Origin of the sequence: Dysgonomonas sp. UBA7630, from assembly GCF_002483985.1 — a bacterium.
In the GTDB taxonomy this organism is placed as follows: Bacteria; Bacteroidota; Bacteroidia; order Bacteroidales; family Dysgonomonadaceae; genus Dysgonomonas.
In genome coordinates this window covers 162,881-185,717 of the sequence record NZ_DLIY01000020.1, presented here as the reverse complement: position 1 = coordinate 185,717, position 22,837 = coordinate 162,881, and the positions used below count along the sequence as shown (strand labels likewise).

Sequence of the window (22,837 nt, the reverse complement as noted above, 5' to 3'; positions counted from 1 at the left end):
CAGCCTATTTTTTTAATAATAATGTACAATATCTATTACCTCCGATCGTGACATTGCTCCGGGATTTATACCAAGCTCACCCTCGGGTACAGGAAGATGCAGTTTATTGAAATACTCCTTCCAACCCTCTGTTATTTCATCCGAACCGGGAGATTTGAATGTCATAACATTAAGAGGAAAAATCGCAGTCCCGTTATTTGCTCTTAATAATATCTCATAAATAAATTCGGAACAATAATATTTATCGTTATTCATCACAAAGCCATCGTCATATTCTTTCCCTACCAGCGTAAATCCTTCTTGTATTGCCCGGGATATACAATATTGATATTCTGCCTTTAACCTCCCCACAACAGATACTGGATAGCAACCTTTATTATTTTCGGGATAGAGATATTCATGCAAAGGAGTAACAGTAACTCTGGGATGAGTGGCTTCGATTATATAGATGCTGTCATTTTCATCTATATAGACCATACCCACATGGGTAAAATGATATTGATCGATACTCGATGTTACTTCCTTTATTGCTTTGCCCATATCTCCCGAGCAAGACTCCTGAAAAATAAGGTCTCCTGCTTGCAGCTTAAAGTTATCGGCTGAAATATGAAATGGAAGCAATAGGAATAAAATAAGAACAATTGTTTTCATATTATTGAGGTATGTAGAAGGATTGCCTGTTGCTATAAGAGATGTTTCACTCCTGTTTTCAGTATAACAAAACACTATGTCTATGACAACAGACAATCCCTATTAATTCTATCTAAAAGTATAACTAATACCACCCATCAACCAAAAACCCGGCTGAGGAATATTCCCTCTATCAAAATAATGAGTATTGTACAGATTATTCATACTCAAATTCAACTGTAGATCATTATACTTGTAATTAAGCTTTAGGTCGAGTGTAGAGAATGCCGGATAATGCTCATTACCAACCTTCACCAGATTTTCATACTTTTCATAAAATCCCATCCGTTTTTGAAAACGGAAATACCAACCTGCTGAAAATCCTTTATAAATTTGATGATGAAACTGTGCCGTAAACTTATCGCGCAAGTAATTCAAGCTATACAATGATATCATATTTTGCGCATCGCTGGTCTGATGCATACGTGCATAGTCAAGAGATATGGAAGATTGCTCGCCTAATACTGGGAACACATCTGCCAATCGAAATTTCACTCCCATTTCAACGCCTTTTGTATCTACTTTTGTAAGATTCCACGATGCCCATTTTGTATCATCCGCATTCACCTTTACCCAGTCTATCATATCTCGTCCCCAGAGAAGAAAGCCTGTGAGATATGCAGAGAAAAACGATTTATTGTATTTGAAGTTAAGATCGAGAGACTCTGACTTCTCTGGTTTCAATCCGCTGTTTCCGTTGTGGGTTTCTGTTGTATAATAAAGATCAGTAAAAGTAGGCATCCGTGTCGATTTGCTCCACGATGACGATATATTAAAGTCTTCTACAGGCCGATATGTAGCGCTCACCGAGGGGTAAAACCTATATTTACCACTCAACAATGTGTTATGATTCATCAAAACACCTGCAGACAACACAATTTTTTCGATACTTAAAGTATGCTCGAATGCCACACTAGCGTTGGTGCGGTCATCATACATTTTATATTTCCGGTGAGGCTCTACCATCGGTTTTCCTAATAGTGAACTCATTGTATCTTCTTTTCGCAAGTCTCCGCCCAAGCTGGTAATCCCCAATCGGGATTCATAGCTAAAGATAAGATTCGCTCCATAAGTGTCGTTCCGGTGATAGTTGCGCCCCTTGTCGGTATCCTTGATCAAGTCAAACTGATCGTGATGCCTGTCCCAATATACAATGGGAATTATTTTGAATTTAGAACCAAACTCTCCTTTCAGAGACCCCATATATGTGCTTGTACGCTCATACTGATTGGGATACTTCGCCGAATAGAAAGTATTAGCTCCATATTTTTTATCGTTATAACCTAATTGCAGGTCAATTTTAGACTCGTTAAGTCTGAAACGTGTTTGCCACAACACATTATACAGATCATAGTCGCTATTGGCTATATAACCCGAAGAAGAGTTATAGCCTACCGACAAACTATTTGTTGTTATGCCTGCTTTTGCCACACCACGTACTTCCATGCCACGCAACTTGTGCATGCCCGACTCTACACTGGCATAAGCTTTATAATCTGCACTTTTCTTTGTAATAATATTGATCCCCCCCGAAAATGCACTGGCTCCGTATATCAGGGCTGATGGGCCGTGAATGATTTCGATACGTTCGATGTCGGAAAGATTGATTGGAATGTCGAAACTGTAGTGTCCTGTGTGGGGGTTGGAGAGATTTACTCCGTTGAGAAGTACTGCGTTTTGATCGAATGTGCCACCTCTGATCGAGATATCGGCTTGTACACCATGTCCGCCTCGTTGAATCACATCTATGTTAGCGGCGTAAACTAACAAGTCTTGAATACTCCGGACGGGCGCCTGCTCTATTTGCTCTTTAGTGATTACTGTTACCAGCTTGGCTGTTTGGTTGATCGGCATCTCTACCCGCGATGCCGTCACCATCACTTCATCGAGCTCTTTCTCCATCACTTTTTGTTGTTGCTCGTTACTTGTAGTTTGTGCAGATGCGAGCGATACATGAAGACATGTAAGTGCACATCCTGTCACAACCCCAATGTTAACAAGCCTGTGCATACTGTTGAATGCACTGTAGGCTTTCCGCAAAAATCTTTTAAAGCGATAAGCCTGCTGTTTGTTTACTTGTTTTTGATTCATTTTGTTTAGTTAATTAATAATAAAATGTCGCTGCAAAAGTAAAGAAATTCTACACAACTTCACCTATGTATATCAGCTAGAATTATAGAAACAACAGTCTACAGCTTAAATAATTTAGAGCAAAGTAGTTTAAACATCAAACACTTAGAGAAAGGAATAGTCAAGAAGAAAATATTTTAAAAATCTATGAAATCAAACCATATTTTAAATAGAGTGCAAATTTGATAGACATCGTTCAAAAAGAATATAAGAAACTAATAATAAAACACATATAGAGAATGACTCTATTCACATTGTATCCAATAAATACTCAAACCTCCACTGCTCAGGAGAGGTTCTGTAATTGATAATTTTTATGCAGTTCAACATTCAAATAAAATATTTCTATTATATTTACTGTTTTGAACTAACATGAAATACGAAGGAAACAAAATAAATAATGAACAATACCATTATTTTCTACAGAATTAAGAGTTTATTATTCCAACCAAAAGTATCTTAATAAATACATAAAAATGAAGAAATCATACGAACAGTTCATTGCTCGTCAAGAGCTCTTGAAGAAACAATATGACGACACATATTACCAAAAACAACATCAGCGAGGCAAACTAACTGCACGCGAACGTATCCTTCTTCTATTCGACGAAGATACATTTGAAGAAACAGATGCTTACGCCCCTCCTGCAACATCCTCATTCGGAAAAACAGTAAAAGCTTTTGGAGACGGAGTGATTACAGGATTCGGAAAAGTTAACGGACGTTTGGTGTATGCATATTCACAAGACTTTAATGTACTTGGAGGCTCTCTTGGAGCAACCCATGCCGCAAAAATAGCCAAAATACAGGACATGGCTCTCAAAACAGGTTCGCCAATGGTGGGACTTATCGACTCGGGAGGCGCACGTATACAGGAAGGTATCAGCAGCTTGGATGGATATGCAAGTATATTCAAAAGAAATGTGCTTTCCTCTGGCGTTATACCTCAAATATCAGTAATAATGGGACCTGCTGCCGGAGGTGCAGTATACTCCCCTGCCCTCACCGATTTTATATTCATGACTGCCGACACAAGCTATATGTTTGTTACAGGCCCTAACGTGGTGAAAGAAGTACTCAACGAAACAGTATCCACCGAAGATTTGGGTGGAGCATCTGTACATGCTTCAAAATCGGGAGTAGCTGACTTTGTATATAGCGACGACGAAAATACAATATTGGGCGTCAAGAAATTACTTTCCTACCTCCCATCAAATAATATGGAGAATCCGCCGCTCACCGAACCGGCAGAAACGGCAACACGGGATGATGAGCAACTCCGAAATATTTTACCCGAAGATCCGGACAAGCCTTACGATGTAAAAGAAGTAGTGAGATTGATCGTAGACAATGGTGACTTTTTGGAAATATCGGAAAACCATGCGGCGAATATATTTACAGCATTTGCCCGTATCGATGGCCGTGTTGTGGGAATAGTAGCCAATCAGCCCAAAGTAATGGCAGGGACACTCGATACACACTCTTCGGTAAAAGGAGCACGTTTCATCAATATTTGCGACGCATTCAATATACCAATAGTAACACTGGTGGATGTTCCAGGATTCCTTCCGGGAACCGATCAGGAACATGAGGGCATTATCCGTCACGGAGCAAAGCTTTTGTATGCTTATACATTTGCCAATGTACCCAAGATAACAATCATCCTTCGAAAAGCATATGGTGGGGCATATATCGTAATGAACAGCAAAGGAATCGGAGGCGACTTTAGTTTTGCATGGCCAACTGCCGAAATTGCAGTAATGGGACCTGACGGAGCTATTGCCATTCTCTTCCGCAAGGAATTGAACGAAGCGGAAGATCCGGCTCTACTGAAAAAAGAACTTACCGACAAATATCGAGAAGAGGTTACAAATCCGTATATAGCAGACGAAAAAGGATATATAGATGAAGTGATAGACCCTGCTGTAACCAAACAGAAGATTGCTTCGAGCCTTAAAGCTCTTGAACGCAAAATTGAGTTACGTCCTAAGCGTAAGCATGGTAATCTACCTTTGTAATACTTAAAATTGTATCTGATGAAAAATAAAAATAAGATAAAATCAATTCTTATTGCCAACCGTGGAGAAATCGCTATCCGAATAGCGCAGACCGCCAAGAAAATGGGCATAGAATCTGTAGGTATACGCACAGTAAAAGAACCTGATGCATATTATCTGACTCAGGTAGACCGCATCGTCAATTTTCCGGATAGGGAGATAAACGAAACGCCTGAATTTTTGGATATAGAATGCCTGGTGCTATTAGCTAAAAGAAACAAAATAGACGCTATCCATCCCGGATACGGATATCTATCCGAAAATGCAGAGTTTGCGACCCGCTGTACAGAGGAAGGAATTATTTTCATAGGACCTTCGCCACGTATCATACAGAATATGGGTGACAAGATCACTGCAAAGAATATCGCAGCTAAAGGCAATGTACCCATGCTAGGGGGTAGCAACGGCAGTGTCAGCACACTGGACGAGGCTATCGAAATTTCAAAATCGATTGGTTTCCCTGTAATCATAAAAGCTTCTGCCGGAGGTGGAGGACGAGGGATGCGCATTGTACGCAAACAATCAGACCTCAAACAAATGTATCTGTCCGCTTCATCCGAAGCACTCGCTGCATTTAGCAACCCATCTGTATTTATAGAAAAGTATTTGGAGAATCCGAAGCACATTGAAATACAAATAGTAGCCGACACCCACGGTAATATTATCCACCTGGGAGAAAGAGAATGTTCGGTACAACGCAAACATCAGAAGTTGCTCGAAGAAGCCCCTTCTCCGGCTCTGGACGATGAGCTGCGGAAAAAGATGACCGATGCTGCTGTTTCACTTGCAAGAGAAGCGAAATACATAAGTTTGGGAACAGTAGAGTTCTTACTTGATAAGGACAAAAACTTCTACTTTATGGAGATGAATACCCGTGTACAAGTAGAACACCCTGTAACCGAAATGATAACAGGATTAGACCTTATAGAACTGCAAATACGAATTGCCAACGGAGAAAAACTCCCGATTACGCAAGACGATGTAAAACTCAACGGATGGGCTATCGAATGTCGTATCAATGCAGAAGATGTGCAAGCTAATTTCTCACCTTGTACAGGTATCATCAAGGCAATGAGCTTGCCAAAAGGAAGCAACACCAGAATAGATAAAGGCGTAGTGGTGGGCTCTGAAGTTACTCCTTTCTTCGACTCTATGATTGCCAAATTAATTATTCACGGAAAGGATCGGGATACCGCCATTGCAAGAACAATCAAGGCTCTCAATAGATTCCATATAAAGGGTATAAAGACAACAATACCGTTCGACAAAGCTGTATTGCATAACAAAACATTTCAAAAAGGTGATTACAATACATCCTTCATCGAAAAACAATTAGACTCACTCGTATATCGTGAGAAAGATGAAGACCTCTTTGCAGCACTGTTCTCTGCCAATCAGTTTAAGAAACAAAACGAGGCACTTACAGAGAAGAAAGAAGAAACAGACCCTTGGGCTATGAGAAACAGGATTAATAATATGTAATACATCGATTATGAAAAATAAACAACATAAACCAATCATAGCTTTAGATAAGAATTCGAACAAAACATTTGATTTCCTTATCGATGAAAATGGAAAATATACACACAATTCTAAAGAGCTGGACTTCAAAATAGAAACTACGCCTGATGGTTTTACCGCAATGACAGTGAATGGGCTTACCTATCCTGTAGAAGTAATAGCCCAGCACCAGAATGAATATGAATTGCTGGTGAATGGTGTCAGTTATGTATTTTCGATTGAGTCTCCTTTTTCGTTGGAGCGTAAGAAGCTATTGGCCAACTTACTAAGCGAATCTACTACGATACGGCTAAAAGCTCCTATGCCGGGTAAAATACTCGATGTATTGGTGAAGGCCGGCGATACGGTAAAGGTAGGCGATACTCTTTTGATCTTGGAGGCCATGAAAATGCAAAATGCGATCTTGGCAAGCACCAAAGGTATCATAAAAAAAGTATTGGTAAAGAAAGGCGATACGACAAGCAAAAGTGATTTATTGATAGAATTGGAGAAAGAAGTATAATAAAAAAATAGGTTCTCGCTTCTAGTATCAGCAACAATAAATTTCATTTCGACTACTTAATATCTTTTACGATATGTAGTATATAATATAACCTGCTTCGGCGGGTTATTTCCTTTTTATGGGTTAAATTTGTACTCAAACAATCTATAAATGTCCAAAATATGAAAAAAACACTTTTAGGGATTATCCTCCTTTGTTTATGCTCTTTTATTTTTGCCCAAACTCTTAATGTAGCCACGTACAATATCAGAAATGATAATCAAGGTGATGCCAACAAAGGCAACGGATGGGCAACCCGATGTCCTGTTATTGCCAACCTTATAGCCTATAACGATTTCGACATCTGGGGTTCACAAGAAGTAAAACACAATCAGCTGATAGACTTGCTCGATGCATTGCCACAATACAGCTATGTAGGTGTAGGTAGAGACGACGGGGAAACCGAAGGTGAGTATGCTCCCATCTTTTTCAAAAAAGATAAATACAAAGTATTAAAGTCGGGACATTTCTGGATGGCAGAAAAAACGGATGAGCCAAACAAAGGCTGGGATGCTGCACTTCCCCGTATTTGTACATGGGTACAACTGAAAGAAACAAAAGGCAAACTTAAGTTCTGGTTTTTCAACCTGCATATGGATCATGTAGGAGTAATAGCCCGTGAAGAAAGTGCTAAGCTGGTACTGACTAAGATAAAAGAAATGTGCGGCAATGATCCTGTAATCTTAACCGGCGACTTCAATGTAGATCAAACACACAAAAGCTATACATTACTAAGCACATCGGGAATCCTTACCGACTCATACGACCGTGCAGCAGTGAGATATGCACTGAACGGAACATTCAATGCTTTCAAGCCCGATCTGCTAACAAGTAGCCGTATCGATCATATCTTTGTAAGCCCAAGCATGTCTGTAGAACGCTATGGTGTATTAACCGATACCTATCGTACTCCAAGAGATGGTGAAAACAACATCAAAACGGGTGATTTCCCGAAGGAATATTCCTTCAATGGATGCGATATACGTTTGCCTTCAGACCATTTTCCGGTGTCTGTAAAACTCATATACAAGAAAAAGTAGGAATAAACCGCTATATTTCAATTTTTAATGTTAATCTCTAGTTGTTCAGTTAATAATTTTGTACTTTTGCAGCGCCAAAGAGAAGGTGTTAAAAATCAACTTTATACAATTTATTTAATCATACTTTTAGAAAAGACATGGCTTTAAAATTTATGACTGCTGATGAGGCAGCCGCACTTATCAAACACAATGACAATGTAGGATTTAGCGGATTTACTGCCGCAGGATGTCCTAAGGTAGTACCAGTAGCGTTAGCTAAAAGAGCTGAAGCAGAACATGCAAAAGGGAATCCATTCAAGATAGGAATGTTTACCGGAGCATCTACAGGCGATTCTATCGACGGGTCACTGGCTCGTGCTCATGCAGTTAAATTCCGTACACCGTACCAGTCTAGTAAAGATATGCGAAATGCTATCAACAGCGGGGAGGTTAAATATTTTGATATGCACCTTTCTCAGCTTGCTCAGGAAATACGTTATGGCTTTTTTGGACAAGTGGATTTTGCTATTATCGAAGCGTGTGACATTACCGAAGACGGTGAAATAGTACCAACATGCGGTGTAGGAATCACACCTACTGTAGCTCGCCTTGCTAAAACTGTAATTGTAGAGCTTAACAGATGGCATCCGAAAGAAATGCGTGGTATACACGATATTGCAGAGTTGCCAAACCCTCCACACCGTAGAGAGATCGGGGTATATTCTGTAAAAGACCGTATGGGTACCGACTGCGTAAAAGTAGATCCTAGCAAAATAATCGTTGTAGAAACAAATACGCCGAACGAAGGTGGTGGCTTTAGCCCTGTAGACGAAATAACAGCAAAAATCGGAGAAAACGTTGCTAACTTTTTCGTTAAAGAAATGGCTGAAGGCCGTATGCCTAAAACATTCCTTCCTGTTCAGTCGGGTGTAGGTAATATTGCAAATGCAGTATTGGCAGCAATGGGTCAAAGCAAAGAAATACCTGATTTTGAGGTTTACACAGAGGTTATTCAAGATGCAGTAATCAGCTTGATGGAAAGCGGACGTGTAAAATTTGCAAGCGGATGTTCGTTAACAGTAAGTAACCCTGTTATCGAAAAGATCTACAAGAATCTGGAATTCTTCAAAGAAAGACTTGTACTTCGTCCTTCTGAGTTTTCTAACAACCCGGGTATTGTGCGTCGCTTAGGTATTATCGCTATTAATACAGCTCTGGAAGCTGATATATATGGTAATATCAACTCTACTCACGTTACAGGCTCTAAAATGATGAATGGTATCGGTGGTTCGGGAGACTTTACCCGTAGTGCTTATGTATCTGTATTTGTAACTCCGTCAGTAGCTAAAGATGGCAAAATCAGTGCATTTGTTCCTATGGTATCACATCAGGATCATAGCGAGCACTCTGTTAAAATCATTATCAGTGAATATGGTATTGCAGACCTTCGCGGTAAATGCCCTAAAGAAAGAGCAGAAGCGATTATCGAAAACTGTGTTCATCCGGAATATCGTCCATTGTTAAGAGAATATCNNCCTGTTGACTTATATGACGGATTTGCTTTCCACGAAGCTTTCATGGAAACCGGCGATATGCGCAACGTGAAATGGACTAAAGAAAAGAAAGCTTGATCTCGATAGATTAAGTACTACAATATTATAGGAAATCCTGTGCTCAACTATTGAGTACAGGATTTTTTATTTATAAACATACATGATGTCCGTTTATGAACACAACAAGGCTTCCACGAATTAACATAAACAACTAATACACTGCACATTAAAAACAATGGCACAGTAATTGATTTTATAGTAGTAAAATAAAATGTTTTACTATAAAGCGTACAATTATGAAAACAATAAAACTTATCACATTAGCAATCATCTCATTTCTATCTATCGGAATATATGCACAGAGGAAAGTTGAGGTAACATTAAAAGAAAGACAACCACAAGAGAGAGAATCTTTAATATATAAGAATAATGAGATTACCTCCAAAATTGTATATGAATATGATTGCAATGGATACAGAACAAAACGCACATCTTATGAATGGAACAAAACCCTTGGATGGGTAGCCCTATCATTATACCAATTCGAGTATAACACCAACGATCAGATAGATAACATTTATTACACGAAATGGGACATCCGAAAAGAAAAATGGACTGATATTTCTGATCTGATAACATATAAATATGATTCGGATGGCAATCTGGCAACCATAGAGCGAACAAAAATAAGCGGTAAACCTTTAGAGTTGGTATCATTATATTAAGGAAGTGCTTGTAAGAAAATCCTGATTTGCTAGAAACAAGTCAGGATTTTTACATTTCTTATAATCTAGTTTTTATTTTAACCTTTTAAAATTAAGGTTTTATTATCTATCTCCTATCTTTGTTATTCAATAATAGAAAAGTATTCAATGGAACACGTAAAAAAACCAGATTGGTTAAAAATAAAACTTGGGGGAAATAATAATTTTTCACAAACCAAACATATAGTAGAATCACATAACCTACATACAATTTGCTCGAGCGGAAGATGTCCTAATATGGGAGAATGTTGGGGACGAGGAACGGCCACGTTCATGATCGGGGGCGATATATGTACCAGGTCATGTAAGTTTTGTAACACAAAAACCGGAAAGCCTCTGGCATTGAATCCAAAAGAGCCTCAAAATGTAGCAGAATCCATCCGATTGATGAATCTGAAACATGCCGTTATCACATCCGTAGACCGGGACGATCTGCCAGATCAGGGTGCTATGCACTGGGTAGAAACAATCACGAAGGTGAAGGAAGTAAATCCGAATACAACTCTGGAGGTTCTGATCCCCGATTTCCGAGGTAATACCGAGTTGATTGATATGGTTTGCAAAGCCGCACCGAATGTTATCTCTCATAACATGGAAACAGTACGAAGCCTGACACCACAAGTGAGAAGTGCAGCTAAATACGATGTAAGCCTGTCTGTATTGAAACGGATTGCAGAAAACGGATTAAAGGCAAAATCGGGTATGATGGTCGGACTTGGAGAAACAAGAGAAGAAATCTATCAGCTGATGGACGATCTTTTGGAGGCAAACTGCTCTGTACTTACTATCGGACAATATCTTCAACCAAGCAAAAAGCATTTGCCTGTAGTAGAGTATATTCACCCGGACGAGTTTAAGAGATTAAAGAGTATTGCTTTGGAGAAAGGATTTTCTTATGTAGAAAGCGGTCCACTCGTACGATCTTCTTATCATGCCGAAAATTGCCTGTAATATTCAAACCTTACGGCAAATAATAAGGACTTTTTTCTCATCAGATAGTGTGGTGGCGAATATATAAATATCTCCACCTTCACTTATTCTTGTCTTTTTTCTGATCTCTTGAACAGAAACAGGAAAATTGCGTGTAGTTATATTCGCTTGTTTTATAGCAGATAAGTGCTGTTTTATATCTTTCTTATTGAAAGAGCATACCGTTTCAACAACAAACTTGCGCCCCTGAAATTCAGAGATCAGATCAGTAGACGTATATAAATGGCTGCTTGGGTTCAACTTCTCTAATTTGTAAATATCCGCTACGGATTTGTACATCCCCGCTTTCAATATTGAAGCATTGGGCTCGTATAGGTATTGTCCAACAGATGAAGCATAATTAACATGAGCTAAATCTTCGTCCTCTTTACGAAATGACAGTATATCAGTCTTATCCTTTTGTATATTCACACAATGAATATGCTGATCTTTCTTATTCCTGTCTTTTATAAAAAGTAATTCCTTGCACTCGTTTGCTACGCTTACAATATAAATATCAGATACGTTCCTCAAAGACTTTAGAGCTAATGAAATATCAAGCATCGGTGATAGTTTTATCATTATCCTCTCGCCCTTTGCGTCCAATAAATCTTCTATTTCAATTATATTAGGGGTACAATCTTCTATACGGAATATCTTTCGCCCTTCACTACTACGTCTTGCCGGATCAATATATATGAGATCAACAGGTAATAATTTTTCAAGATATGCTATTCCATCGGTACTTTCTACTCGAACATTTTTGAGACCCAAAACATCTAAGTTATATTTTGCAACTTCAGCCAGCTCTTCCTGCTGCTCTATATAAATAGCCTCTTTAAATTTTGCAGCTATGAAAGAGAAATCGACACCAAAACCTCCTGTAAGGTCTATCATAGAATTTCCTTCCACCAAACCCGCCTTATATCGGGCGGTCTGCTCCGAAGAGCATTGTTCCATTGAGATATGCTTCGGATATAAAATGAAATCGATATGATACCACGAAGGAACTTTCTCTTTTGCAATCTTTCGCCCTGAAATCTGCTGTACTGCCAATTGGATATCTATATCTGGATATCGCTTTGCAGATAAAGCAAGCTCATGAATATCATCACACTCATGCTCTTTTATAAAATCTATTAGTGAAGGACTTAGCATTATTTTTTCATTCTGATAAATCGGCTCAACGAACTACCTCTTTTTGTGGAGTCAGGTAATATAGGAGTAACCGTATCTCGAACAGACTTTGTCTTTAATGTAGGGAATCCAAACAGGTCTCTGAGGTTATCAAAGTCTTTCTTATATATAAGACCTACCCCTTGAGACTGCGATGTTTTTCCGGTATAATAGAATTTCTCGTTATAGTGGTTGTATGCTTTTACGCGCCATGTTCCGGCATTATTGAGCAAATATTCGATATCAACATCACTAATCATGGCTTCTTTGCCGTTATTGATATTTACATCATTGCGATATCCAAAGTTACCATTTATCAATAGCCGGTCATTCATCAAACGACTAGACAATATGAGTTCTACTTCTGTACTTGTGAAATCTTTATCACTATAACGTATATTCGTTCCGAGCTCCCATCTACTATCTATCTGGCTGACAATTTTGGTCAACTGATTCGACAGTGTAGCCGAAGCCACGGCCGCAAAGTCTGAAGTTTCGTAAGGGGTATTTGATCCTTTAGGGCTATCAAACTTAGACAAGAGCAGCAAATATGCAACTTGCCAGTTGATCATATCAGGAGTATTTATAAGACTCTTCACCTGCCGTGCCACTTCTGGATCGGCAGCAGGGAATTGTATATCAAGCCCCACGGTAGGTTGTCTCAACGGCCCTGTGAGATCCAGAACACAGTTTACCGGAATAGTAGTCTGCCCGGTTGTTTCTATTAGAGTTTGATCGAGATCTCTTAAACTAGCTGTCAGCTTATAGATAGCTGTTACATCCAAAATGGCTTCGAACGGATCACCCTTGAATTGCACTGTACTTCCATCCTCTATTGTAAACCGCCTTTCCATCAATCGTTGGAAAGTAAAATTGTAACTTCCTCTATTTATAGTATATGTTCCAAACAAGCGAGGCGCAGATTTTGAACTCCATTGAAATTGCATCGCACCACTACCCGTTCCGCTAATTACATCACCGCCCACAGGGTCCATTAGAATTTCTACTGTAGCGTTAGGAGTGGCATCAATATAAAAATTCATATTTATTTCCATGCCGGAGCTGGCTTGTATCGGCGGAGCAACCTCCGCTATATTTGGAGTGGTTATAGAATCGGTCTTCTGCTTCGACTTATAATTGATAAACGAATATTCATTTATGATATTCTCCATAAAATTCATACGGACGAGTGTCTTGTCCTCAGTTCTCATGCTAATATCTATATCTACGGCTCGTTCGTCACCCCCAATAGTCCCTTTCCCGCTACCGAATACCTTTCCATAAAAGATTGGATTTTGTTTTTGGGTGGCATTATATACAAGGAAATGATCGGCTGAGAGATCGACTAAATACATGAAATCCTTAAAGTAGTCGTGAGCCACCTTCCCGCTGGCTAAAGACTTATTATTGTATTCATCGATGAGAGTGATGTTGGTAAAGTAGATAAGATCTTTTTTCATGTAGATCGTATCCGAAAACTTATAATTTGTATTCAGAAAGTTAATCCCTATATTCCCGTCCTTAATGTAAGCCTTGCCCTCAACGGTAACATCCGAAAAGTCTCCGAACAAATGAACTTTACCTGTACCTCTACCGCTTATATTCTGAAAAACAGCCTCTGCATACCTATTCAGGAAACTGATATCGAGACTATCCGCATCAAAATTTATAGAAAGCCCCTGATGTATCGGATCTATTTCTCCGTCTACCTTTGTTTTCTTATTCTCTTTGCTGACAATCATCCCATCCAACATTATTTTGTTGGTTTCGTCATCCAGCTCACTGAATATATTTAACCGCCCAAGCTCTGTTCCATTAAACTTAAAGTCAGTGATATCTAAACGTGTATTCAGATATGGCTTGTTCTCGATGCTAGACATAAACAAACTACCTGTAGCCGCTCCACCAAACCTCAACACATCGATTGCTAATGTCTGGAATACATATTCTAAGTTGATCTTCTTCAGCTCTACCTTCAATATATCCGAAGAACTGCTTGGCGAGTAACTGCCGTTTATCTTTATCTCTTGACTTTTGTCACTTGTATATACCGAAAAATTATTAACAGCATAATGCCCATCCTGTATTTTAATATGAGATTTTTCCATCTTCCAAGTCGTATTGTTCAGCATTAGCTCGCTTGGTAGTGTTTCAATATCAATCATCAAAGGCCTTCTGTCTTCTTTGGTAAATAACGTGGAAATAGAAAAATCACCTTTAGCCTTCTGCATTCCATCATTAAGAAGAGAAATATTGGTATTTATCTTGTTGTTGGCTAATGTAGATTTTACAGAAATTTCATTTGTCACTTCTTTTTTCCCAATTATAGAGGCATCTATGCGAGTGTTGACAACATTGTCTGAATTCTCATTTTCGGCAAGGATATAGCCTGATTTTATGTTCATTCCGGCAGCTTTGATCGCCGGAGTGAAAACTTCCACTTTAAATTTATCCAAATGATTATCGTACCGTCCTACGATTTTAGCCTGATTTATGACCGTAACAGGCAGTTTAAATACAGAGCTGAATGTCTCCGTATTATTGATAGCAAAATCGAATGTGAAATTATTATTAACTACGCTTTTCTCTACCTTCTTTCCATTTACTTTTATCAATGCAGGCAAATATGGATGTAGTGTTTCTAAAATACTATTCGCCATCGTAGAGAAAGAGTAGTCACCATTGACATGTCCGTTAAGTATATCAGAGTTTATGCTTAGTGTATGTCCCAAAGAATCTATTGTAGACTTAACAAGAAACTCGTCCATCTTGAAAACTTGATTTTCTCGAAGAAAGTCTACCGAATCGATACGTATATACCCTTGCGCATTATCTATATCCTTACCCACAAAGTCTGCATCTATATTAAACGATAAATAAGAATAAGGCATATTCTTTACCAAATGCAATTTATCTAATTGGATGTCTGTCGCCTTTGCCTTGAAAACGAGTTCGGGCATATTCTTATCTGTAAGATCAAACAAACCCGCTATATCAAGCTTTCCGTTCGGGTCGTCAACCACTAACTTACCATCAATGCGCAAGCCATCATATCCGGCATCAAGCTTTATATTTTTATATGAATATTCTTTATAATCGAAGTTTGGAATAATCCCTTCGGCTTTACCTCTCAGCTTACCATTTTTTGGTTTTTCAAGATCCACTGTTAAGCTTAAAGAAGCCTTATTGAGATCTTTATTATCCAAGAATGTTCCCAAACTGAAATCGGTAGTATATACTTTACCTTTTACGTATGTTTCGATGCCCGGCTTCGGATTATTAACTCCGAAAAGCACATCTGTTTTAACCACCCCCAAATCAGTTTCTACACTACCAAAAGCGACAAGTTGATCGAGATAGCCCGAAATATCTCCTCTGAAAGATATTGCCCCAAGTTTTTTTAATTGAGCAGGCAGTTGCCCCTTTTTTGACGAGAAGTTGTCAATAATACTCGACAATTCAGTATGGGTTAACGATAATTCATCGACACTACCTAGTACATACGTCTTCGATGGGTCTCTCATGTCTCTGATTTCTGCATTTGCAATCAAATGCATCTTTTTCCCGTAATCTAAAGATAAACCCGATACAGTAAGATCATCAATCTTACCCTTGACTTGCCCGCTGATAATGATCTTATCATCAAAGTCCTTCAAAATAGGTACTAATGCAGAAACATCCTTCGGTAATATATAAGATGTAGCAACAACACAATCGATACTGGCGTAGTCCATTATCTTAGCGGTATCACTGGTAGGTGTCAGATCTATTTCACAACGACTTAGCTCTAACGAGGATGAAGGCAAGTCGAGCTCAAAATTTCTTATAGAAACTTTCTTTCCTTGAGTGATTATACGAAAGGTAAGATCAGATATATCCAGTCCGCTTTTCTCCCTAAGAGCAAACTTTTTGACTTGAATGTTCAACGAATCCGAAGTTAGAGATTTCATCGCCAACTTTGCATTCAAGTCGGATACGGCTATGTGGTTTTTGTCAAAATGATGAACAACTAAAGGCTTATCTTTTATATCGTAATAGAATTGACCATTCGTAATATTTACAGCATTCAGCTTGACTTCTATTTTCGATTTGGGCTTATCATCCTTTGGTTTAAAAGCATCGATAATATACTGTATATTCAGAGGCGAATCATCAGATTTTTTAGAAAGGTGAACCTCGAAATCGGAAAGCCATGCAGAGGTTACCACTATTTTATTTTGCATCAAAGAGATGAGATCGACACTGGCTGATATCTTATCGGCCAACAGCACTTTCTCCTGAAACTGATCATACAAGTAAACACTGTCTAACTGAACAGTATTGAATGGCTGAAAATGCAATTTACCGATACCTAGTTCAGTTCCTATTTTTGCTTTTAGTTCATCTACAATAATACCTTTAGCATATTCCTGCACAGCAGGCATATTCAACAGTCCAAATAGCAGGGTTACGAGTCCAACTATTATACCTAATACAGTGAGAAATATTTGCTTAAACCGTTTAATATCGCTTCCTTTTTAGAGATACAAAATTACCAAAAAAAGTGATTCCCTCTTACTCCTAAAACAGTTATCTTGCACTTTTAGTGTACTATTAAGATTAATTATGGAAAACCTTTTGTAAACACACTTACAAGACAGAAAGCTTTCAGATACTACGCTATAATCTATCTCCGAAGCAAGTCGGTTATCATCAAAGGATTTGTTGTCTTTATTTCGTCTAAGACTTTCTTCACCTCATCATAAGCCGAGTTTGCCGATGTAATCCGATCCATTTCATTTGCAGTAAGCCCTACCATTTGCAAGAAGGACACTTCTCCGTGCGGAGTTTGTATCTTTCCCAATTCAGGATCGGAAACAAAAGCAACCCCTACAATATTAATTTCGTCTGTAGAGTTCAGGCGAATAGGGCCATTTGCGGGTATGACATGATATTCTTCAAACCACTTACCGCTCTTTATTACATAGCGAGCAAGATTATTCATGAGGTTGACTACCCAAGTAGGGTCGTCACCATCTTCGTCAAAAGGTTTGAGGCGGAATGTAAATTCAAATCCCCATTTACTGAATTCACCTCCGGCAGCCTCTTCATTATAATAAAGTTCTGACATGCCATAGCTTACTAAGTGGCGATGAAATATATCTTTTTGCGAATCGTATATACTCACACCATCTAACGGGTCTTCCCCACCCACCATGTAATGTAGAGGAGGAGCATAATGGCGAGGTTTTTGATCTCCATAGATACCTTCCACTACCTTATCTATCTCCAGCCATCCTACAGGATCATCTTCATCGAATAAATTCTTATATTCTTTTTGCGTCATTTATGTACTATTCTATTCTTCTAAATTACCTATTTTGTTCCGAGCACTTAGCTCATAACACTCCAATATCAGTACGATACATACAAATATAATCTTTTTAGCAAATAGGAGCTGACGATATGCATAAAAAAGTGCCGGCACATGAAGGTACCGGCACATCTCTTACATTATATATCTAGTTACTCTATTGTGTATTACTTAAAATAAGTCTCATCCATGTAACTGAATTCCGATTGATCTGCCTTACGGATACCTACATAGATATCTTCCCACTGGGTAGGCCATCCGCCAAATATAGCACCTAGTCTAATTAGCTTGAATGCATGCGCACCTTTGGCCAATGCAACCGACTTATCGCTACGTGAAAACCTACGCGCTGTTCCGTTGTTATCTTTTTCGTTAGATATCAACAATTTGCCATCAATCCACAATTCATAGTCTGTACTGAAGTAGTAAACACCATCTTCAGGAATATTCATGTATCCGGTAAGAATTGTAGAATAATAGTCGTCGGCATACGGTTCTGTATAATTCGGTATTCTATGCTTAGACTTCTGCGGAGCGGCTACATACTCGGTTTCGGCAGCAGTCTTGCCTTCCAATTCTGCCACTGTTCTTGTATATCCTTTGTAGTATTCCGCTTTAAGTCCCGGCTTAGCATCCTTTTCCTTCTCTACAGGGGGTGCATACGATTGCTTTTCGATAGTAATAGTACGCACATCACTCATCTTGTCAGACAAGAGTACCGAACGTATTTTCAATGTTGTATTTTCAGTAAATGTCAACGGTTTATCATAAACCTGTGACGTCAATGCAGGCTCGCTGCCATCGGTAGTATATACCATTTTTACAGGTTCTGTTGTTTTAAATTCGAGTGTAACCTGATCTGTGAATGCTACAAAGTTACATGACGGCGCTCCCTTTTGCTCAGGTAGCGGTATATAATAATTGATATTATGCATATCAAGTCGCACACGCTGATTGTCGATACGACGTTCAAAATCTTTATAGTTTTTCTTGTCTTTCGGAGTCCAATTCAGTTCAGCCAATGCAATAATACGGGGGTAAATATCATATTCCATACCATTGCCATTATACTTATATTCAGTCCAAACATTAGCCTGCGCTCCTAAGATATGATGTTTCTTATCTTCGGCAATCTTCTCCGGAACAGGCTCATAACCATACACTTTCTCTAAATCCAAGAAGCCACCTATCGTTACCGGAAGATTTTTAGCATCACCTTGGTATTTATCCAGATACATCCATGCCCCCGGTGTCATTATCACATCATGCCCCATATTTGCAGATGCAATACCGCCTTCTTCTCCTCGCCAACTCATTACAGTAGCTGTTGGAGCAAGTCCACCTTCAAGTATCTCGTCCCAACCGATCATCTTCTTATTGTGCTTCAACAAGAACTTTTCGATGCGTTGTACAAAGTAGCTTTGCAGTTTCTCTTCAGCAGAGTGAGTCTTATCTGCCTTCAAGCCAAGTTCTTTTATACGAGCCTGACACTTAGGGCATACTTTCCATCTGTCTTTCGGACACTCATCGCCACCAATATGGAAGTATTCGCTTTCGAACAAAGGAATCACTTCTTCTATTACATTTTCCAAGAACTGGAATACAGAATCGTTTCCGGCGCAATACACATCGTTTGCCACACCCCAGAAACAACGCACATCGATTGGCTTTCCTGTACAAGACAGCTCGGGATATGCAGCTATTGCAGCTACACCATGTCCGGGCAATTCTATTTCGGGTATAACTTCTATAAAACGTTCCTTAGCGTATGCCACAACCTCTTTCACTTGATCTTGTGTATAGAAATAAGGGCCATATTCGTTTCCTTCACCCTCTGTTCTCTTTGCTCCTATCTCAGTAAGCTTAGGGTATTTCTTTATTTCGATACGCCAACCTTGATCTTCTGTCAGGTGCCAGTGGAATGTATTGATCTTGAACATAGCCAACACATCCAATTGCTTCTTAATAAAGTCTACATCAACAAAGTGACGGCAAACATCTAGGTGCATTCCTCTGTATTTGAAGCGAGGTTCATCTTTTATTGCTACTCCGGACACCTTCCATGCAATATTTTTCACAAGTGTAGGACTTTCTATTTCGGCAGGAAGCAACTGCATTATAGTTTGCATTCCGTAAAACAAGCCATGCGGTGTTTTAGCCTGAATATCTATCCCCTTTTCGGTAACGTCGAGTAAGTAGCCTTCTTCGTTAACCGGAAGATCTGCGACAATAGACAAATTAATATAATCTGTTGCAGGTTTAGTTTTTTCTATACTCAAGTTGTATCCTGTAGATGCCTTGATTTTTGCAGCAAAATAAGCAGCAACTTTTTCCACATCTGCGTTGTCCGCTACAAATACAACACTTTTTCCAAGCTTAAAAGTATCTTCTTTTTGCGTCAACTCGAGTGGTAGCGGTGTAATATTTATACCTTCATTGTATGGTTTATGAACCGTGGGTTCACTTCCTCCGCATGAAAGCATTAAAATTGTCACCATAAATAAAATGATTGGCGTAAGTTTTTTCATTAGTTTTTACAGGTTTAAAGTTTAATGATTATGGTACTTTAAGTTGATTTTACAAATATAACCATCGTTTATTGCATATCACCCATCGAATAGTTAATTAACATTTAAAAAAGTAAGCTTCCCTTCCCTTTAAATAATACTGCAACGCAAGGATTCATTGCTAATAATAAATGACATGTATCTAAAACGAATCCGAGTTATTTTGTAAACTTTTGTTCAATACCTAAAGATTTTGCTTATGCTTATGAGGCGCTAAAAGCGTAAAAAGAAGAAAAAGTATCAATTAATTATTTCAAGATATTGTGTAAGACATAAATTATCTACCGTTACACTTCTTGTCTATTTGTCGAGGCGTATATATTTTAATATTCTCAGGTTTCTTTTATTGATCAAATCTAAAGTATGATTCTTGTATTGCCGATACTCGCCAATAGTCTGAGGCAATGAAGGTCTGTTGAAATTATCAAACGGCAAAGAAAATTCGACTTGCCCTTGCTGATCAATAAAGTCTTGTAAATGAAAGAAGTCAACATAACCTTTGAAGCTAACAAACAAGGAAAAAAAGTCTTTGTAATTTATCAAAATCTTATAAAGTGGACTTTCTTCATCTCTATAAAAACGCCTAATACATTCCAATGTCAAATCGAATCTGTCACAAATCATTATACTTACACCTCTTGCTTGATTAATTGTGAAACCATTCTTTTTGTGAGCTGGAAAAATTATATGTCCGCCAATTGTCCGTACTTTTTGTTTTAGCTCTTCCCGTTCCAAATCTGAAAGCCAACCAGCAAACTTATTGCTATATTTTCCGTCAAAATGTGGACACATTCTGTCACTTGAAAAGTTCATACACAAGTTGTTTTTTATAAGCAATCTACCATAACTATCGGCTTTAATTACCAAAACAAGCATTTTTCCATTAGGCAATTCTTTACTCCATAATAACTTGTGAGCTTCATATAATTTGAGACTGTCGGTATCAGGATCACCACATTTGGTATCTTGCCGAAAGTCAAAATCTATGTTAATTAAGTTCATTTTTTAACACTCAATTTATGCTTTACTATTTTGTATCGTATCTGTCTTTACCCTCGCCAGTAACTTGATTGCTGCTGTTATTTTTTTTTAAGCTGCTTGAGTACTACCAATGGCAACTACCAACATAGCTAAAAAACTAAAGGTAAATGCATTTTACAAGGATCAAGATTTAACAATACATATTTCAATGTCACTTTTTCTGCCATAATTTAACAAGCAAAACCCCTATTATATCAGATAAATTTAGAAAAGAAAAATACCCCTACAATATAATAATAAAGGGACACTTCATATACATGAAGCATCCCTTCTCTTTTAGTCAAACTTTGCAAATAAGCGTTAGATAGCGTTTATTTCTTTCAGAACAGCATTTGTTTTGTGAACAGCTGCTGCTGATGCTTCAAATTTTTCTTTTTCGTCTGCTGTAAGTTTAAGGTCGATAACTTTTTCCCATCCGTTTTTACCTAAAACTACAGGCACACCAATACAAATATCATTTTGTCCGTATTCTCCTTCAAGAGACACACAACAAGTAACTACCTTTTTCTGATCGTGAAGAATAGCTTCTACCACATAAGCTCCGGCAGCACCCGGTGCATACCATGCCGATGTACCAAGCAATCCGGTAAGAGTAGCACCTCCAACCATCGTATCGGCAACAACCTTATCCAATGTTTCTTTAGACAAAAGGTCTGTTACAGGAATACCTTTGTATGTCGCTAAACGAGTTACAGGGATCATTGTAGTATCTCCGTGTCCACCTATTACCATACCTTCTACTTCATTCGGATTGCATCCCAATGCTTCGCTTAGGTAATATTTGAAACGTGAGCTATCTAATGCACCACCCATACCTACAACACGGTGTTTAGGAAGACCTGTCACTTTAGATGCAAGATATGTCATTGTATCCATTGGGTTGGATATGATAACAAGAACAGCATTCGGTGAGTATTTAAGGATATTTTCTGCAACACTCTTCACAATACCGGCATTTACTCCGATTAGTTCTTCACGAGTCATACCCGGTTTGCGAGGAATACCCGAAGTAATAACAACTACATCAGAGTTAGCTGTTGCTGCATAGTCGTTAGTCACACCTTTTACACGTGTATCAAATCCCAACAATTGTACAGTCTGGTTCATATCGATAGCTTTACCTTCCGATACACCTTCTTTTACATCAAGCATCACTACTTCATCAGCCACTTCATTAAACGCAAGAACGTTTGCACATGTAGCACCTACATTTCCGGCACCTACTACTGTTACTTTAGACATAATAATTTGATTTAATATATTAATTAATAATTTGATTCTTTCATATTGCAACAAGACTGAAACAGATACTAAACAATCTCGCCTAAAAGCCTAACAAATGTACATGCTTATTCTGAAATAAAGAAGATTTTGCTCGTCAAAAATACCCCTATTTTATTAAAAAAAGCGAAAGGTTTTTAAATGCCTTTTGTTCAATCTGTATAAATCCGTTATA

Annotated in this window: 15 protein-coding genes; 7 read left to right on the top strand and 8 right to left on the bottom strand. The window is 38.4% G+C overall.

Annotated elements, in window-relative coordinates:
• Positions 1-12: 12 nt before the first annotated feature.
• A complete protein-coding gene (locus B3P17_RS09220; protein WP_252636773.1) occupies positions 13-651 on the bottom strand; it encodes a YiiX/YebB-like N1pC/P60 family cysteine hydrolase in 639 nt (212 codons plus the stop codon).
• A 108-nt stretch (positions 652-759) separates the two neighbouring features.
• Positions 760-2,781, bottom strand: a complete 2,022-nt coding sequence (locus B3P17_RS09215; RefSeq protein WP_252636775.1) for a TonB-dependent receptor plug domain-containing protein — start codon at positions 2,779-2,781, stop codon at positions 760-762.
• 515 nt (positions 2,782-3,296) lie between these two features.
• On the opposite strand from B3P17_RS09215, the gene B3P17_RS09210 reads away from it, so the two are divergent.
• From B3P17_RS09210 to lipA, 7 genes are all read left to right on the top strand, one after another.
• Positions 3,297-4,838 (top strand): acyl-CoA carboxylase subunit beta, encoded by a 1,542-nt coding sequence (locus B3P17_RS09210; protein ID WP_291105219.1) that lies wholly within the window; start codon positions 3,297-3,299, stop codon positions 4,836-4,838.
• 18 nt (positions 4,839-4,856) lie between these two features.
• A complete protein-coding gene (locus tag B3P17_RS09205; protein WP_252636777.1) occupies positions 4,857-6,359 on the top strand; it encodes an acetyl-CoA carboxylase biotin carboxylase subunit in 1,503 nt (500 codons plus the stop codon).
• Positions 6,360-6,369: 10 nt separating this feature from the next.
• Positions 6,370-6,900: a biotin/lipoyl-containing protein gene (locus tag B3P17_RS09200; protein WP_252636778.1), complete on the top strand. Its 531-nt coding sequence runs from the start codon at positions 6,370-6,372 to the stop codon at positions 6,898-6,900.
• A 161-nt stretch (positions 6,901-7,061) separates the two neighbouring features.
• Positions 7,062-7,979 carry an endonuclease/exonuclease/phosphatase family protein gene (locus tag B3P17_RS09195; protein WP_252636779.1) on the top strand — a complete coding sequence of 306 codons (918 nt, stop codon included), beginning with the start codon at positions 7,062-7,064 and terminating at the stop codon, positions 7,977-7,979.
• Between the two features lie 137 nt (positions 7,980-8,116).
• The gene (locus B3P17_RS09190; protein WP_291105213.1) at positions 8,117-9,589 is read left to right on the top strand and encodes an acetyl-CoA hydrolase/transferase family protein; all 1,473 of its coding nucleotides are present in this window, start codon (positions 8,117-8,119) and stop codon (positions 9,587-9,589) included.
• Positions 9,590-9,807: 218 nt separating this feature from the next.
• Complete coding sequence (locus B3P17_RS09185; RefSeq protein WP_252636783.1) at positions 9,808-10,236, top strand: hypothetical protein; 429 nt, start codon at positions 9,808-9,810, stop codon at positions 10,234-10,236.
• A 147-nt stretch (positions 10,237-10,383) separates the two neighbouring features.
• A complete protein-coding gene (gene lipA, locus B3P17_RS09180) occupies positions 10,384-11,226 on the top strand; it encodes a lipoyl synthase (protein WP_135105022.1) in 843 nt (280 codons plus the stop codon).
• Between the two features lie 3 nt (positions 11,227-11,229).
• On the opposite strand, the gene B3P17_RS09175 is transcribed toward lipA, so the two are convergent.
• From B3P17_RS09175 to mdh, 6 genes are all read right to left on the bottom strand, one after another.
• Positions 11,230-12,402 (bottom strand): THUMP-like domain-containing protein, encoded by a 1,173-nt coding sequence (locus B3P17_RS09175; RefSeq protein WP_252636784.1) that lies wholly within the window; start codon positions 12,400-12,402, stop codon positions 11,230-11,232.
• Positions 12,402-16,844, bottom strand: coding sequence for a translocation/assembly module TamB domain-containing protein (locus B3P17_RS09170; RefSeq protein WP_252636786.1), 4,443 nt, complete (start codon positions 16,842-16,844; stop codon positions 12,402-12,404). The genes B3P17_RS09175 and B3P17_RS09170 overlap by 1 nt, the downstream gene beginning before the upstream one ends.
• 242 nt (positions 16,845-17,086) lie before the next feature.
• Complete coding sequence (locus B3P17_RS09165) at positions 17,087-17,746, bottom strand: suppressor of fused domain protein (protein ID WP_252636788.1); 660 nt, start codon at positions 17,744-17,746, stop codon at positions 17,087-17,089.
• Between the two features lie 194 nt (positions 17,747-17,940).
• Positions 17,941-20,301 carry a family 20 glycosylhydrolase gene (locus tag B3P17_RS09160; protein WP_252636790.1) on the bottom strand — a complete coding sequence of 787 codons (2,361 nt, stop codon included), beginning with the start codon at positions 20,299-20,301 and terminating at the stop codon, positions 17,941-17,943.
• 339 nt (positions 20,302-20,640) lie between these two features.
• Complete coding sequence (locus tag B3P17_RS09155) at positions 20,641-21,342, bottom strand: DUF6994 family protein (protein ID WP_252636791.1); 702 nt, start codon at positions 21,340-21,342, stop codon at positions 20,641-20,643.
• Between the two features lie 339 nt (positions 21,343-21,681).
• A complete protein-coding gene (mdh, locus tag B3P17_RS09150; protein ID WP_252636793.1) occupies positions 21,682-22,623 on the bottom strand; it encodes a malate dehydrogenase in 942 nt (313 codons plus the stop codon).
• Positions 22,624-22,837 lie beyond the last annotated feature (214 nt).

What these genes read in the sequence shown, in the direction of transcription:
- B3P17_RS09200 (WP_252636778.1), top strand. Translation starts at nt 6,370, where the DNA reads ATGAAAAATAAACAACATAAACCAATCATAGCTTTAGATAAGAATTCG.
- B3P17_RS09175 (WP_252636784.1), bottom strand. Translation starts at nt 12,402, where the DNA reads ATGCTAAGTCCTTCACTAATAGATTTTATAAAAGAGCATGAGTGTGAT.
- B3P17_RS09165 (WP_252636788.1), bottom strand. Translation starts at nt 17,746, where the DNA reads ATGACGCAAAAAGAATATAAGAATTTATTCGATGAAGATGATCCTGTA.
- lipA (WP_135105022.1), top strand. Translation starts at nt 10,384, where the DNA reads ATGGAACACGTAAAAAAACCAGATTGGTTAAAAATAAAACTTGGGGGA.
- B3P17_RS09170 (WP_252636786.1), bottom strand. Translation starts at nt 16,844, where the DNA reads ATGCCTGCTGTGCAGGAATATGCTAAAGGTATTATTGTAGATGAACTA.
- B3P17_RS09155 (WP_252636791.1), bottom strand. Translation starts at nt 21,342, where the DNA reads ATGAACTTAATTAACATAGATTTTGACTTTCGGCAAGATACCAAATGT.
- B3P17_RS09210 (WP_291105219.1), top strand. Translation starts at nt 3,297, where the DNA reads ATGAAGAAATCATACGAACAGTTCATTGCTCGTCAAGAGCTCTTGAAG.
- B3P17_RS09160 (WP_252636790.1), bottom strand. Translation starts at nt 20,301, where the DNA reads ATGAAAAAACTTACGCCAATCATTTTATTTATGGTGACAATTTTAATG.
- mdh (WP_252636793.1), bottom strand. Translation starts at nt 22,623, where the DNA reads ATGTCTAAAGTAACAGTAGTAGGTGCCGGAAATGTAGGTGCTACATGT.
- B3P17_RS09215 (WP_252636775.1), bottom strand. Translation starts at nt 2,781, where the DNA reads ATGAATCAAAAACAAGTAAACAAACAGCAGGCTTATCGCTTTAAAAGA.
- B3P17_RS09195 (WP_252636779.1), top strand. Translation starts at nt 7,062, where the DNA reads ATGAAAAAAACACTTTTAGGGATTATCCTCCTTTGTTTATGCTCTTTT.
- B3P17_RS09205 (WP_252636777.1), top strand. Translation starts at nt 4,857, where the DNA reads ATGAAAAATAAAAATAAGATAAAATCAATTCTTATTGCCAACCGTGGA.
- B3P17_RS09220 (WP_252636773.1), bottom strand. Translation starts at nt 651, where the DNA reads ATGAAAACAATTGTTCTTATTTTATTCCTATTGCTTCCATTTCATATT.
- B3P17_RS09185 (WP_252636783.1), top strand. Translation starts at nt 9,808, where the DNA reads ATGAAAACAATAAAACTTATCACATTAGCAATCATCTCATTTCTATCT.